12 protein-coding genes are annotated in these 14,634 nt (G+C 64.2%); 3 read left to right on the top strand and 9 right to left on the bottom strand.

The genetic code is table 11. From position 1 onward, the window contains the following. Positions 1 to 340 precede the first annotated feature (340 nt). The gene (locus ACFWHT_RS02215) at positions 341 to 922 is read right to left on the bottom strand and encodes a hypothetical protein (RefSeq protein ID WP_378825058.1); all 582 of its coding nucleotides are present in this window, start codon (positions 920 to 922) and stop codon (positions 341 to 343) included. A 170-nt stretch (positions 923 to 1,092) separates the two neighbouring features. Between ACFWHT_RS02215 and ACFWHT_RS02210 the strand changes: the two genes are divergently transcribed. The 3 genes from ACFWHT_RS02210 to ACFWHT_RS02200 all read left to right on the top strand — a co-directional run bounded on the left by ACFWHT_RS02210 (position 1,093) and on the right by ACFWHT_RS02200 (position 4,844). After that, positions 1,093 to 1,506, top strand: coding sequence for a hypothetical protein (locus ACFWHT_RS02210; RefSeq protein ID WP_378825057.1), 414 nt, complete (start codon positions 1,093 to 1,095; stop codon positions 1,504 to 1,506). A 300-nt stretch (positions 1,507 to 1,806) separates the two neighbouring features. Beyond that, positions 1,807 to 2,631: a hypothetical protein gene (locus ACFWHT_RS02205; RefSeq protein WP_378825055.1), complete on the top strand. Its 825-nt coding sequence runs from the start codon at positions 1,807 to 1,809 to the stop codon at positions 2,629 to 2,631. A 116-nt stretch (positions 2,632 to 2,747) separates the two neighbouring features. Continuing rightward, positions 2,748 to 4,844 (top strand): hypothetical protein, encoded by a 2,097-nt coding sequence (locus ACFWHT_RS02200; protein WP_378825054.1) that lies wholly within the window; start codon positions 2,748 to 2,750, stop codon positions 4,842 to 4,844. A 478-nt stretch (positions 4,845 to 5,322) separates the two neighbouring features. On the opposite strand, the gene ACFWHT_RS02195 is transcribed toward ACFWHT_RS02200, so the two are convergent. The 8 genes from ACFWHT_RS02195 to ACFWHT_RS02160 form a co-directional block, all read right to left on the bottom strand. Beyond that, entirely contained in the window at positions 5,323 to 5,895 is a 573-nt protein-coding gene (locus tag ACFWHT_RS02195) for a YdeI family protein (RefSeq protein ID WP_378825052.1), read from the bottom strand. Positions 5,896 to 5,998: 103 nt separating this feature from the next. Next, a complete protein-coding gene (locus ACFWHT_RS02190) occupies positions 5,999 to 7,231 on the bottom strand; it encodes a M24 family metallopeptidase (protein WP_378825049.1) in 1,233 nt (410 codons plus the stop codon). Positions 7,232 to 7,293: 62 nt separating this feature from the next. Continuing rightward, positions 7,294 to 9,180: a nickel ABC transporter ATP-binding protein NikE gene (gene nikE, locus ACFWHT_RS02185; RefSeq protein ID WP_378825048.1), complete on the bottom strand. Its 1,887-nt coding sequence runs from the start codon at positions 9,178 to 9,180 to the stop codon at positions 7,294 to 7,296. Then, positions 9,177 to 10,037, bottom strand: a complete 861-nt coding sequence (locus ACFWHT_RS02180) for an ABC transporter permease (protein WP_378825046.1) — start codon at positions 10,035 to 10,037, stop codon at positions 9,177 to 9,179. The genes nikE and ACFWHT_RS02180 overlap by 4 nt, the downstream gene beginning before the upstream one ends. Before the next feature lie 3 nt (positions 10,038 to 10,040). Continuing rightward, entirely contained in the window at positions 10,041 to 10,997 is a 957-nt protein-coding gene (locus ACFWHT_RS02175) for an ABC transporter permease (protein ID WP_378825045.1), read from the bottom strand. Positions 10,998 to 11,135: 138 nt separating this feature from the next. Next, positions 11,136 to 12,380, bottom strand: coding sequence for a PucR family transcriptional regulator (locus ACFWHT_RS02170; RefSeq protein ID WP_378825044.1), 1,245 nt, complete (start codon positions 12,378 to 12,380; stop codon positions 11,136 to 11,138). A 48-nt stretch (positions 12,381 to 12,428) separates the two neighbouring features. Next, positions 12,429 to 13,601, bottom strand: coding sequence for a serine hydrolase domain-containing protein (locus tag ACFWHT_RS02165; RefSeq protein WP_378825042.1), 1,173 nt, complete (start codon positions 13,599 to 13,601; stop codon positions 12,429 to 12,431). A gap of 16 nt (positions 13,602 to 13,617) precedes the next feature. Next, complete coding sequence (locus tag ACFWHT_RS02160) at positions 13,618 to 14,631, bottom strand: glutamate cyclase domain-containing protein (RefSeq protein WP_378825039.1); 1,014 nt, start codon at positions 14,629 to 14,631, stop codon at positions 13,618 to 13,620. Between the last annotated feature and the right edge of the window lie 3 nt (positions 14,632 to 14,634).

The raw sequence follows: 14,634 nt of genomic DNA, 5'->3' as shown, positions 1-14,634 counted from the left end.
ATCATTACAGTGATCCCAGAAACCCTCGCCTAGCTTCTACATGGCGGGGGTTTTGCTTTGCCCTGGTGAAGGGCGGTTTCCTCGGCGAAGCGGGAGGGCCGCCGGTCGTTGAGCGAGCGGAGCCGGGCGAAACGCCTCCCGCACGGCGCTTGTGCCGGTCTTGTCTCGGTAGCGGTCCCCACACCGACGCAGCGTCAGCAGCCCGCCGATCACCGCCAAAATAGGCACCTTAATCGGGTGCACCGGGACACGGCGGACAATAGCCCTCGTAGCCTGGCGGTCTTCCGGACGGTAAGACGAGCCAGCCTCACGTGTTTCTACAACCGGGTGACGCAAGACTCTACGAGGGCCTCCGCTCGGCGGACCCAGTCCCTCTGCTCGAGTAGCACCAGGCCACAGCGTCGCTCACCCAGAGCAGGGGATGCTCGTGCGGTGCTGCATGCTGACACCGGAAGCCGACGGAGCCCTCACGCCGCAGGATCTCAGCGATCAGCCGACAGTCAGCCTGCTCCACTGACTCGTCACGTTCGATGACCATTTGGTCGATGGGAATGACACACGTGTAGCCGTCCCACTCTGGTCGGCCGGCACCCGTCACGAGAGCGACACCGGACAGGTCCTTGACCTCGAGACGGAGGTTTCTGGCCAGCGCTGGCCAGGAGGCGACAACACCCTTGGCCACGTCAGACTGCCAACGGCGCTGAAGGAGAGTGTCGAGATGACGTGCCGCCAGAATCCGCCGGAGCACGATGACGGCGATCATGCCTGCGAGCATCCAGTTGATCAGCTGGCCGACGAACGGGATCGCGCTCATCATCGCGAGCACGAGCAGGGTGGGAAGCAGCCACCAGCCGCGTCGCCACAGCAGCGGCCACTCCGCCGCCCAGTACGCGCGTTCGAGGCGCCACGACCAGGTCATCATCACTCGCCGCCTCGCGGCTTGCCGGTCGGCTTCATCTCCTTGGCACGGAGCGAGAACGCGACACGAGGGCGACCACCGGTCTCCTTCACGTAGGCGTGACCGACAGACCGTCGAAGAAGACGGGACGGAACGGAAGGGCGTTTGCCTCTGGCGGTGCCGTCGGCTCCGCGATGCTCGCGATCTTGACCGTGACTTCGTTCTGTCCCTTGCGCTACGGTCAGGCAGTCGCGGATCCGCGCCCTGAGCTCTCCGCGCTTGCCAAGTGGCAGGGGGTGTCGCCGAGCGCGCTCCGCCACCGATACAACGAGCAGCATGTGCAGGCGGTGCGAGAACTACTCAAGGCGGACCCCCTGATCGATATCGTACTCGAGCCGTTCCTCTCAGTCATCGACAGCGACTTCGGAGGAATCACTCCTGCCCTCGACGAGCAGCTGAAGCTGCGCAGGCGGATGCGTTCCATCGTCTCTGAGGAATTCACTGCCCTGTTCGGCAAGAACGCATCGAAGCAGCTCGGATTCGTCAGAACCCCGCGGATGAACGGATCACGCGACCAATCGATGATCTGGCGTCGTTCATGTCGGTAGCGCTGAAGCGTCGCGACCCGAAGCTGCTTCCGGTGTTCGACGAGTGGCACCGACGGTTCGAGGCCCGCGCAGTCAAGCCCGAAGACGTCAAGGCAACAGCCACGCGAGTTCGGCGGTCGACGAAGTGACCCGAGCTGTGAGGACTTTCCATACTCGTTCAAGGCCGGCCTCCGGCCGCTAGCGCCGCCTGCGGTGCGTCCGGTCCTCGCTCCGCTACGGTCCGGGCGCTCCTCGGCAGCGCAGGGCGGAGTCCCATATCGACTACACTCGCCACCAACCCCTTCGACCCCGCGAGGCGCATTGATCAACGAAGTCAACTCCCGAACCGCAGAAGAGGAGCTCCAGCAGGGCGACGTACTGGAGTTGGCTACAGGAGAGGGCACCCCCTGGAACCGCCATCTCCTGGTCGTCACCGCTGACTGTGACCTCGCCTATAACAAGCACTCAGGTCGGATAACTTGCATCCCGCTTCTCAGCCCGAACGAGTACCTGCTCGAGATCTACTTCCCTGAACAACACGGGATATTGCAGAAGGCCCACGTTGAAGCGTTCAAAGCGGCATTGAGCGAGGCTGGGCTACGCCCTCCAAGCAATGAACGACTCGTCGCTTGGTGCAATGAAGTCGACGACCCGACCGAAGTGTCGCTTGCCTACGAAGTGCCACCCCCCACAACAGAGCTGCTGCAAGATGCATGCGAAGGAATCCGCATCGCCGCTCGGCGGTGGACAACTGTCCAGAACGCGACAACGGATCTGGTTCGATCGCAGAATCTGATCCAAACGGGGCGTAAGCCCGACAGCCTGCTCAAAGAGGCGAAGAAGGCGATCAAGCAGCGCTTTACCCAGCCCCGTGGCGACTCTCTGTTCCTAAACGCGATCGCTCCCGGCTATGAAGAAGGCTATTTCGCGTACCTACGGCACATAGAACAGGTCTGGGAGCAATCCATCACGCTTGGTCCATCTCGCGCTGCCAGCGGGTACCGGCGAATCGGCGCGCTTTCTGAACGCTTTTCCCATGCGGTCGTCCAGCGATTCGCCTTGGTTTTCATGCCTATTGGGTTACCCGACGAGTATGAGGAAACGCGAAATGCCTATGCCGAACGACTAGAGGAACAACTCCATTGAAACCGCTAATCACGTCACCACGAGCGCTCCGTCTTGTCGCGTCGGCCATCGACGAGGCAGCGCTTGACGCCACACCGCGCATTTTCGTTGCACACTACGACGAGTCGGACGTTCTCTTGACCACCGATGACGACCGCGACACACCGTTGGTGATGATCTGGCGAGAGTCCCACACGCAGGACAACCTTGTTCCGGACGCATTGATCAAGCACCGGCGCGAAGTTATCAGCCGAATGGCCTCTTACGCCGAACGAACCACGATGTCCCAGGTATCGCTCCCCAAGGCGTGGCATCAGTACAAGCATGACAACCTTATTTCTTTTTTCGCCGTTCCCGGTCACGGTGGTGGTGGGCACCGATGGATTACGGAACGAATCAACCAGGGGCCCGGTCTCACCGTGTTCTGGCGAAGTGATGATTCAACCCCGCCCATAAGACTCGAACAACTGCAGCAAGAGATCCCACGCTTCCCTAAGTCTGTGATCCAAGACTGGGAACAGGCGATTTCCGATCTCCAGGACCACCTGTCGAAGCGGCGTGGCGAGGTCGACGCTGAGGTGTTTCTCCCCCGTGTCCAGACGAGCGAACAACAGGACGTATCGCTCGCGGGCTGGCTCAGGGCAACGAGTCCAGACCAGCGGTCGTTTATCGACGCCTCAACCACTCGATCAATCAGACTCCGCGGCCCTGCTGGATCCGGGAAGACGCTCGCCCTCACTCTGAAAGCCGCGCGGGAGATCGTGCAGGCACGAGCACGCGGCGAAGAAATTCGCGTTCTGATCACAACACACAGCTGGGCACTTGCAAACCAGATCTCTGGAAATATTGACATGCTAGGGCTCGGCCCGTTGCCTGAGCTCGACATCGTTCCTCTACTCGCACTTGCGGAAGAGATCCTTCCCATCACCGCTGATGGCCCCTCCCACTACTCTGTAGTGGGAGAGGACAGCGATTCAGGCAAACAAGCGCAGCTCGACGAAATCCGTGGGGTGATCGAAGATTTCCTCGCCACCGATTGGGTGACTTACCGCTCCGGCGCCTCGAAAACCATTCTCAACGGGCTTGAATCGTCCGATGATGGCGAGCGGCTTGCCTTTGCTTGGGATCTGCTGACCGAGTTCGGATCGGTTATTGGCGCCGCCGGGATATTCCCGTCACACGGCGCCGAAGCACGATATGCACAGACGCCGCGCTCCGCCTGGATGATGCCGATCGAAGGACGGCAGGATTTCCGGATCATCTTCGCTCTGTACACCGCGTACATGCAGAGCTTGGAGGATCGCTCGCTCGTAACCACTGACCAGGTGATGGCTGACTTTCTAGGCCATCTCACCAGCCATTCTTGGAATCGCAGACGCAAATCTGTCGGTTACGACCTTGTCTTCGTTGATGAGTTTCATCTCTTCAGCCCACTCGAACGGCAGGTGCTGCATTACCTGCCGTCGGATGCACACAATTATCCCCGCATCTTCATGGCGCTCGATCCACGGCAGTCGCCAGCAGCGAAATATATCGGCGCTGCGGCCGACGACGTCAGGTCTGGGGAATATGGGAGGGACGACGATTCACTTGCAGACTCGACCGATCTGGAACTTACAACCGTCCACCGATTCACACCGCAGGTCCTCAATCTCGTAAAGCACATCCACCACGGTTTCCCGACCTACGCGTTCGGCGACGAGTGGCTCGTCGATTTTGCGACGATCGAATCGTCCCAGAAGGACGGTGAGGTGCCGATTGTTCGGAACGCAAGCACTGAAGAGGCGGAAGAGTATGACATCATCAGAGCCGTCCACGACGTCTACGGTCGTGGCCGTATGGCGATTGCAATCGTCGATGACCGCCTGAGCGCACCGTATCGCAAGCTTGCTTCAGCCCTCAGCGCCAACGAGAAGTTTCATGTTCGAGCGATCACATCACGCGAGGACGTCGACGGCTTCGGCTACCGCAGCAAGGGCATCGTGATCGGTTCGGCCGAGAACTTGGCTGGGCTGCAGTTCGAAACCGTCCTTGTCGTCGGACTTCCGGCGATACCCGAGAACGCAGCATCCCCCGAACGTCGGAGGCTGCTTTCTTTGCTGTATCTTGCCGTCACGCGTGCAGAGCGTGAGGTCCGTATTTTCACGAATGACTCGAACGGCGGCATTCCGGTCATCCTGGTGCGAGCGATAGAGGAAGGCACGCTCAGGGGAGAGGAAGGTGCCAGAGTGTGAGCACAGTGTGCGTGCCGGTCCCTGCCGGTTGCTTCACTGAATCCACCCAAAACCACCTGCGTCCAACCACGACGCATCCCGCGTACTGACGCGCCAAACGGGCACCACTGAGCACCCACCAACCCACCGAATCCAACTGAAGATCGAAAGGTCACCGGATCGATGCCGGTCGGAGCCACACGGATCATCATTACAGTGATCCCAGAAACCCTCGCCTAGCTTCTACATGGCGGGGGTTTTGCTTTGCCCTGGTGAAGAGCAGCTTCTGGGCCGTTCGCCCATGGCCGACACTCGGGCCGCAGAGCCGGATGCGGCCGACGCGTGGTTCGAAGTGTCCTTGTGGCCGAGCTCGCGACCGAGCTCGGCGGGGGTGATGACGTCGTGCGATGCGCTCATGAGGTCATCAGGCACGATGCCCTCGTTGACCGCATTCCCTCGGATTGACCGCAAAGTTCTGCGGTGCATGATGGGGCCGTCGTCAGTGAAGGGTCTCGCCTCGTTTGAGCATCTCGACGTACTGGGCAACGCGCGCAGCGCGCGAGGCTGGCCGCTTGAGGTTGGCCACGCGGAAGGCCATCGAGAATCGGTTCTGCGCCGATTGGGATGCGAATGCTCTGGCGATCTCGGGGTCGGCGTCCAAAGCTTCCTGCAGCTCCACGGGAAGTTCACCGTCGCGCTGCCGATACGCGCTGTCCCATCGTCCGTCCGCCTTCGCGCGGTCGATCTCGCGCTGACCTTCGGGACGCATCCGACCTTCCTCGATCAGTCGAGTCACGTGACCGATGTTGACCTTTGACCACATGCTTCGCGGGCGCCGTGGCGTGAAAGTCTGCAAGAAGTAGTCGGCATCGACCGATTGTGATTGCCCATCGATCCACCCAAAGCACAGTGCGACATCGAGTGCCTCGGCGTACGTGATCCCCGGTCGGCTCGTTGCCTTCTTGCGCAGTCGTAGTCTGACCCCGTTCGGGTCGGGGTCCGAGTTCAACCAGGCTTCCCACTCCGCAACGGTGTTTGCCTGCAACTCGGGCTTGTTCGCGCGGTTGGCCATGATGGGAGGATAGCCCGGGCACCGTCGCCCCGGTCGCAGAATCCCTGCGACCGGGGCGAGGTGTCAGGCGCTCACTTGCGCAAGCGCCGTCAGGCCGCGGGCCTCACCACCACTCGAGGTCGATGGGTGTCAGCAACTCATTGCCATCGGCGTGCACGATGAGATTCTGCTCGACACCAATGCTGCCGACGCCATCCACCTTCAGGAAGTACTCGACCGAGATCACCTGACCCTCCCAGAGCGCTTCGTCACCCTTGTTGAGGCTGTCCTCGAGCAGTTGCGTTGTCGCCCAGAGGTTCGGCGGTTCCCAGTACAGGCCCAGACCATGGCCTGCCACGGGCGGAATGAACTCGAAGTCCGTGCCGAATCCGATGTCGTCCCGCAACGTGCTGGCAACTGTGGCGATCTCACTCAACGTCGTGCCCGGGCGGAACGTCTCGAACATCGTCTGCACGAGACCGTTCACCGCAGAGATCGCCTCTCGTTGGCGCGCGCTGGATCTGCCGGCGACGATGGTGCGACCTGGATCGAGCCAGTAGCCTTGCCACATCGGCCCGTACAGCCAGGTGCGCACAAGGTCGCCGTCGCGGATCTCGATATCCCGTGCTGAACCCGTCAGCGGATCTTCACCGAGCCGGCTGTCGCCGTTGCCACTGGATACCGGCGCGGCGTGCTGCACTCCCCCGAGTCGGATCAGCTCGGCGATACCGGCCGCAGCGACCTCCGTCTGCTTCGTGCCCGGCTTGCGAGCAGCTTCAAGCTGCTTGGTCATGGCCGCCGTAGCGATCTGACCTGCCTCGCGGTAGCAGTCGAGCTCGCGGGCACTCTTGTGCAAGCGCACGGCCAGCACGAGGTCGTCCTGCTCGACGAACTCGATACCGGGACACAGCCGCTCGACGATTCGGGCGTACATGACCGGAAGCACACTCTCACCGACCATGGCGACCCGCTCGCCGGGTACTCGCGCGTTCAGAGTCGCGGCGACCAGCGCAGGGATGTTGTATTCGACCTGGCGTTCCTGGTAGACGATCCGGTCGGTTGCGAGGAACTCCTCTGAGTAGTAGTTCGTATCGATGATCAGCTCCGGCGGCTGCCCCACCGAGAGAAGGGCGGCCGCGAAGCCGGTTCCGGTCATTCCCGAGGACGGCATGAACGTGGCACCGGTGTTCACGGAATAGAAGTTGGTCAGGTAGAGCAGGTCGCCGTGAGCCTCGTAGGTCCCAGCGCCGCGCCCCCAGACGATGGCGTGTTGAAACCCTCGACGCACCATCTCCGCTTCCACGCGCGCCCAGCGCTCGTGGTATTCGTCTAAAGGAAAATACATGGTGTAGTACAAGTCCCTTCCGAGCACAGAGCGCTCATCGGTTGATGTCGGATAGCAGAAGTCAGAAACACTCCTCAGTGCACCGGACCGTGGGTCACGATCGGATCGTCGGCGGGATGTGGCTCGATCCCGTGAGGCGGCGGGATCGCGGCCACCAGCTTCCTGGTGTACGAGTGCTGCGGCGAGTCGAGCACGGTGTCGGTCCCGCCATGCTCGACGACCGTGCCGTTCCTGAGCACGACCAGGCGATCCGCCATCTGCCGGGCGACCGCCAGGTCATGAGTGATGAACAGCATCCCGGTGCCCGACTCCTTGCGGATACTTCGGAGCAGTTCCAGGATCTGGGCCTGGACGGAGACATCGAGTGCCGCGACCGGCTCGTCGCAGATGAGCAGTCGCGGCCGCATCGCGAGTGCACGGGCGATCGAGACCCGCTGACGCTGGCCACCCGAGAGTGCAGAGGGATATCGGTCGGCGAGCGCCGACGGGAGGGAGACTCTGTCGAGGAGTTCGCGGATCTCAGCGTCGACACCCACGGAGTCACCCCGGTGCACGATGGCCTCGCGAATCGCCGTTCGCACAGTATGCGAACGGTTGAGCGAGGCGAACGGGTCTTGGAAGACCGTCTGCACACTCCGCCGCACGCGGTGCAGCTCAGCGCGACTCAGACGACGGTAGTCCGAGATGTCGACTCCGTCGAGGACGATGAGACCGGCATCCGAACGGGAGAGACCGACGATTGATCGGGCGATGGTGGTCTTGCCGGAGCCCGACTCTCCGATGAGACCCACGGACTCTCCGGCTCCGATCGTGAGGTCGACGCCGGCGAGCGCAAGCGACGAGATGGAACGACCGACCAGCCGCTGCGTCGTGAAGCGCTTCGTCAGGCCTTCGATGCGCAGGAGCTCCTCTGACGCCACGTACGCGGGCCGGGGAGCGGGTCGGGCCGATGTCAGTACGGCGTCGCGCAGCTCGGTGCGAATCGTGTCGATCCGGATGCACCTCGAGAGCCGCCCGACGCCGATGGGCACGAGCTGTGGTCGGCCGCTGCGGCAGGCATCGGTCGCCCAGCTGCAGCGGTCGGAGAACGGACATCTCTCTGCCACCGCATCCGCGGCCGGCACCGTGCCAGGGATTCCGGCGAGTTCGTCGGTGTAGCTCTCAGCAAGCGGGTCCGCCACCATCAGCCCCGCGGTATAGGGGTGCCCGACGTCTTCGAGTAGGCGCGAAGACGAACCGCTCTCGACGATCGACCCCGCGTACATGACGTGGATGGTGTCGCACATGTCGAACGCGATGCGAAGATCGTGCGTGATGAGCAGCAGCGCCATGCCGCGGCTGGACTGGAACGAGGCCAGCAGGCGCAGCACGTCGTCCTGCGTGCTCGAGTCCAGCGCGGTCGTCGGCTCGTCGGCGATGAGCAGCTCCGGATCGGAGGCGAGCGCCGCAGCCATCGCGACCCGCTGACGCATCCCGCCCGACAGCTCGAAAGGCCGTTTGCGTGCAACTGCACCGTCGATGCCGACCTCGTCCAGTCGCCTTTCGACTTCAGCCCTCACCTCCGCCGGGCGGCGCCTGACCGTGGGATCGAAGGACTCGGCGATCGTCGTTCCGACGGTCTGGAGTGGGTTGAGGATGGTGAAGGGGTCCTGCAGCAGGAGGCTCATCCGTCGCCCGCGGATGCTGCGGAGCCGGCGCTGTGTCGAGCGGTCGATCCTCTGACCGTCGAACCACACGGCGCCCTCTGCGGAAGTGCCATGCGGGAGGAGCTTCGTGATGCCCTTGACCAGCATCGATTTGCCACTCCCCGACTCTCCGACGATGGCAGCCGTGTCGCCGGCGCCGAGCGAGAGCGTCACGTCGGACACGAGCGTACGCCGCTCGCTCCCCATACCCGCGAAGACACTGAACGACTCGACATCGAGCAGCCGGCGGGCCGGCTGCGACGGGGATGAGTTCATCGTCCTGCCTTCCTGGAGAAGCGGTCATAGAGCCAGTCCCCGACGATCGTCACGCTGGCGGCCACCGCGATGATCACGAGTGCGGTTCCCACCGACATCATCGGATTCACGAAGAGCTGCCTCTGCCCGTCGGCGATGATCGTGCCCCAGTCCAATCCGCCCGCATCGACACCCAGGCCGAGGAACGCGAGCGCGGAGAATCCGACGAGCGCCGTCGCGAACTCCAGCATCAGGGTGGCGAGGACCGTCGGGATGATGTTCGGCAGGATGTGACGAGCGATGATGCCCGCCGGCCGGACACCGAGCGTGCGCGCCGCATCGACGTACTGCAGGCGCGTCTCGACGAGAGTCACGCTGCGGAAGATCCGCACGTCGCCGGGGAAGGTCAGGAAGATCAGCACCGCCACCGTCACCCAGTAACTGCCGCTGACGATGCCGACGACGACGATCGCGATCAGCAGGGCGGGCAGCGAGTAGAAGATGTCCGCCGTCCGCGCGATGACACTGTCCGTCCAGCGGCCGTGATAACCGGCGATCATGCCGAAGAACAGCCCGAGCACGACAGCTCCGAGAGCGACGCATACCGGACCGATGATGGCGTTGCCCGTGCCCGCCACGACGCGCGAGAACACGTCGCGCCCGAGCTGGTCAGTCCCGAACCAGTGCTCGAAGCTGGGCGGCTGCACGTTGAGCAGCGGGTTCTGCGCATGCGGGTCATGGGGTGCCAGCCACTCACCCAGAACCGCCCACGAGACGATCACGAGAAGGACGAGCGCCGCCACGCAGACGAGGAGCGGGGGCATGCGGCGCCGAAGGCGCGTGTCCCCGGGAGCGGTGACCGTATCGGATGCAGTCATGGATCACCCTTTCGCCGTGTACATCGTGCGAGGGTCGATCCACATGCCGACGAGATCGACCAGGAGGTTCACAGCGACGACGAGCACGGCGAACACGAGGGCGATTCCCTGAACGACGGGGACGTCGACCGCTTGGACGGACCGGACCATGAGGCTGCCCAGTCCGTCGATGGAGAACACCTGCTCGACGAGCACGGTACCGCTGACGAGCGCGATGACGATGAGCCCGGTTATCGTCACGAGCGGCAACGCCACGTTGCGCAGGGCGTAACGCAGAAGGATCCTCGCCGGGGACAGACCCCGGGAGCGCGCGAAGGTGATGTAGTCCTGTTCCATCACGGTCAGAGTGACCGCGCGTGTCTGTCGCGCGATGATCGCCACGAGGGAGACCGCGAGGGCGAGAGCGGGCAGCGCGAGATGACGCAGTCGGTCACCGAACGCGCCGGTCCCGGCGCCATACACCGGGAACCAGCCGAGAAGCACGCCGAACACGTAGAGCAGAACGATTCCCGTCACGAAGACCGGCGCGCTCAGCCCGAAGAGCGACAGCATCGTCACCAGGCGGTCGGCGATCGTACCGCGACGGATGCCGGCGAGCATTCCCATGAGCACGCCGGCTGTCACGATGATGACGATCGCGAAGGTGATCAGCCCCAGAGTGAGCGGAAGCCGGTCCACGATCATGCCGGACACCGACTGTCCCGAGCGGATCGAGGATCCCAGATCGCCCTGGAGCGCGCTGATGAGCCAGTCACCATAGCGTGCCGTCCACGGGTCGTCGAGCCGGTACTCGAGGCGGATCGCGTCGATCTGCTCCGGCGTACCGGGGCGACCGCCGAGAATGGTCGCGATCATCCCATCCGTCGACAGCGATTGAAGACTGAACACGAGAATGCTCACGACGACGAGCAGCACGACGGCGAACGCCAGTCGCTTCAGCGCGAATACGAACCCACTCATCACCCCTGCCCCAGTTCTTTCAGAAAGTCGTGCCTGCCGTCATGTCGTAAGAAGACTAAGTGCGTCGATTGCGACAGACACCGGACAGACGCCAAGCGCTTCAACTCTCCGACTCGACAACTGTCGGAAACAGTCGGGTCACTGCTCACGCTGCCGCTCTGCCGGCGCGGGGATCTCGCGCAGGAGCCGCGCGATCTTGATCCCGAGGTGGAGCAGAAGACGATCGTCACCGCTCGCCAGCGAGCATCCGGTGATCTCCTCGATGCGGGCCAGGCGATAGTAGAGCGTCGCGCGGTGCACGTGCAGCGCGCTCGCCGACTTCTGCACGTTGCCCGCCGACCCGAGGAAGCACTCGAGAGTATCGAGGAGCATGTTGTCACCCGCTCCCGCCTCGAGCAGGGCCCGAAGGCCGGCGGGAATGGCGGATGCGTTGAGTTCGTCCGGGGGAAGGGCGACGAGAGTCTGATAGACGCCGAGAGCATCCCACTCGACGATCTCCCCGAACTCCGGAATCGCGTCGCGGATCCGCAGGGCATGTTGCGCGCGCCGGAACGACAGATGAGCGTTCGAGACATCGACCACGGGACCGATGCCGACACCGACGTCGATATCTTGGTCGAGTGACTCGGACACCTCCGCGCTGATCTTCCGCGCCACCTCGAGAGGGTCGATCACCGTCGTCTGACTCGGCGGGTGGGCGATGAGGGCATACCCGAGGCCATCGTTCCGGCTCATGACGATGCCGCGTATCGGCCATGGGCGGTTCAGGCCACGGCGAAGAGCGCTTTCAACCGTGATCCGGTCCGCCACGGACTGCCGCCGGCGCCCGCGCGCCGATGCGGCGACGAGAAGCACGCGGCACTGCTCGGAGGCCTCGATCGTCCCCTGCCGGGCGAGCTCGCTCGCGCCGGCGCTGCGCTCCGTCGCGCTGGAGCTGATGAGGCTCTCGAAGAGCTCCCGCTCCCGGGCGCGCCGGCGATCGTCCTTGAGGCGTCCGCGATAGAGCGCCTCGCCCGCCCGGGCAGCAGTCCGCACGCACTCCTCGAGCTGCTGCTCGGTCAGGGACTCATCGTCGTCGATCAGCCAGAGAAATCCGAGGTGAGCATTCTGGAATCGGATGGGCACGCCCAGACGGGCAAGGAGCGCCATGCCTTTATGGGCGGGAACTCGGAACGGCCGGGTCTTCGAGACGATTCCCGGGCCGAAGACGTACTTCTCCGCCTCCGGGCTTGCCCGCAGCTGCATGATCGAGTGGACGCGATGCTCATCGACGGGACCTTGGTGCGCGCTGTGCGCCAGCAAGCGCAGTTTGGGGTCGTCGATCGTCACTGCCCGGCCGAGCAGCGCTGCCAGCTCGTCGACCAGCGGCTGCAGGTCAGACACGGCGGCGCACCCCCGGGCGCTTCGCCTCACCGCCGGCCGCCGGCCACCTCATGGCAACTCGACCATGTCCACGGCTGCCCTCGCGCAGAGCTGGAGAAAGGTCTGGAAGGTGTGCGTCTGCGGCTCGTTCGGAAGGTTGACGATGCCTCGGCGGGTGACCATTGTCAGGAACGCTGAGACGGCCACCCCGGACTCCGGCTCGAAAAGTGTGCCGGACAGGTAGCCGTAGAACCCGCCCCGATGGCCCCAGAAGGTGCGTCCCCCCCAGGTGTGCCCCTCGACTCCGCGGGCCGAGACGTGCTGGGTGTACCAGTGCGGGAAGTCGGTGTGCGCGTCGACGGGGTTGGTGGTGAAGTCCTCGTGGCTGAGCCCGATCGCATTGCCGGGCGAGAGCATCGCCCGCGACCAGGTCAGCATGTCGGGCAGGGACGAGATGATGTTGCCGGCAGCCGCGGCGACGCTGAAGTCGGCCAGGGAAGCAGTATCGACCAGATCGTCCTCGGCGGCGCCCTCCGGCAGGAAGTAGCCGTGGGCCATTCGGTCGCTCGGCAGCACCTGGCCGGCGGCGACCATGGTGTCCGTCATCCCCAAGGGCTCGAGTACCCGTGCCGACAGGACGTTCTCGAACGGCTCACCCGTGACGACCTCGCAAAGCCGGGCGAGCACGACGATGTCGGTGTTGCTGTACTCGTACTTCGAGCCGGCGACGAAACGGCGACCCTGGAGCTTCGTGAGCGACATGAGCTCGTCGAACGAGAACGTGGGCATCGGGAAGGGCAGCAGGTCATAGCTCGCCGCGAAGTCGCCGATGCCGCTCGTGTGGTTGATGAAGTGATCGATCGTCGCGTGATCGTCGACCGTGGGGATGTCCGGGATGTACTTCGAGATGCGATCGTCCAGCATGAAGTGGCCCTCGCGCGCGAGCGAGAGCACGCACGCCGCCGCGAACATCCGCGACTGGCTGCCGATCGGGTGCAGCTCGGCACCGGAGAGCTCTCGCCCACCCGCCCGATCGACCGAACCCGCTGCGATCACCACGGGGCGCTCCGCACCGGGGAGGTCGATCATCGCGGCGGCGCCGAGCACGCCGAAGGGAAGCATGTCCTCGGCGGCTCTCTGCAGCACGTCCGACATGGTGTCGATCCGCGCGGCCAGTCGCTCCGCGCCCGCGGCTTCGGCCGTCGGGCGACGTGTCGCGCTGGTCCTCACCGTCGAGCCCATGTCCTTGATCGTACGGTCAATGTGCCGGTCCCCGGTATGGTGCCTCGACGCTCTTGCGAACGAGCTCACCGAGAAGCTCGACGAGCGCCATCGATGCGGTTCCCGAGAAGCCGTCCAGCAGGAACTTCGTCGAACAGTCGACGGCCTCGACGCCGCCTGCATCCAGACAGGCCTGCAGCACCCGCTGTTCCATCTGGGGCGTGTGCATCAGCTCAGGGCGACCGAGATCGGCCGCGAGGACGGCCTCGATCGCATAGGCACCCCAGTTGGAGCACGTCGCCGGGAAGAGGATGTCGACGCCGACGGTGCAGCAGATGGCCGCGCCGTGCGGCGCGACCGCGGCCACTTCCTCCGACAGGTTTGCGAACCCGATCTCATTGCCGCCGTCGCCGACGCCGATCGACAGCACCCCGCGCTCCCGCGCCTGCGTGACGAGGCCGGAGATGTCGGTGAAGCCCCACATGGCACCGCCGTCGGTGGCGGGCTGGCCCGTAATGCCGTGGAGGTGCCCGTTCTCGCCGGGGCCGACCTTCTCGATGCTGATGATGGCCTTCGGGTCGTACTCGTCGAGCACGTCGGTGATCCACGTGTCGACATCGGCACCGTCGGGGATCGCGGCGATGCTGGCACCGAGGCCGACGCCCTTCGCGTGTTCGAACGGGTGGATCATCAAGCCCGCAGCCTGGCTCGAGGCGACGATCGGATCGACATGTCGCGCCTCGCAGACGAACACGGGAACGGCCCCCAGCCCTCGGAAGAGTGCGTGGGCGAGATGGGCGCCCCCGGGAGGACCGTCGTTCTCGCCCTTCGGCATGGCCGGGGGATATCCCGAACCGGTCAGGATGAAGACGACGTCTCCGGGGCCGATGCGCTCTCGAAGGGCTCGGGCTGCAGCACCGCTGATCGAGCTCTCACCGAGCTGGCGCAGCGAGGCCTCGTGCAGGGGGCGGATGACGTCGCGGGGAAACGAGCTGCTGCGCAGCTCGATGGTCACCAGGCGATCAGCGTTCTCGCCTACATAGTCGGTCATGGT

Source organism: Microbacterium sp. NPDC058342 (assembly GCF_042723935.1).
Taxonomy (GTDB): Bacteria; Actinomycetota; Actinomycetes; order Actinomycetales; family Microbacteriaceae; genus Microbacterium.
This window is presented reverse-complemented; position numbering and strand designations above follow the sequence as displayed.

What these genes read in the sequence shown, in the direction of transcription:
- ACFWHT_RS02165 (WP_378825042.1), bottom strand. Translation starts at nt 13,601, where the DNA reads ATGGGCTCGACGGTGAGGACCAGCGCGACACGTCGCCCGACGGCCGAA.
- ACFWHT_RS02215 (WP_378825058.1), bottom strand. Translation starts at nt 922, where the DNA reads ATGATGACCTGGTCGTGGCGCCTCGAACGCGCGTACTGGGCGGCGGAG.
- ACFWHT_RS02195 (WP_378825052.1), bottom strand. Translation starts at nt 5,895, where the DNA reads ATGGCCAACCGCGCGAACAAGCCCGAGTTGCAGGCAAACACCGTTGCG.
- ACFWHT_RS02175 (WP_378825045.1), bottom strand. Translation starts at nt 10,997, where the DNA reads ATGAGTGGGTTCGTATTCGCGCTGAAGCGACTGGCGTTCGCCGTCGTG.
- ACFWHT_RS02180 (WP_378825046.1), bottom strand. Translation starts at nt 10,037, where the DNA reads ATGACTGCATCCGATACGGTCACCGCTCCCGGGGACACGCGCCTTCGG.
- ACFWHT_RS02160 (WP_378825039.1), bottom strand. Translation starts at nt 14,631, where the DNA reads ATGACCGACTATGTAGGCGAGAACGCTGATCGCCTGGTGACCATCGAG.
- ACFWHT_RS02210 (WP_378825057.1), top strand. Translation starts at nt 1,093, where the DNA reads ATGCTCGCGATCTTGACCGTGACTTCGTTCTGTCCCTTGCGCTACGGT.
- nikE (WP_378825048.1), bottom strand. Translation starts at nt 9,180, where the DNA reads ATGAACTCATCCCCGTCGCAGCCGGCCCGCCGGCTGCTCGATGTCGAG.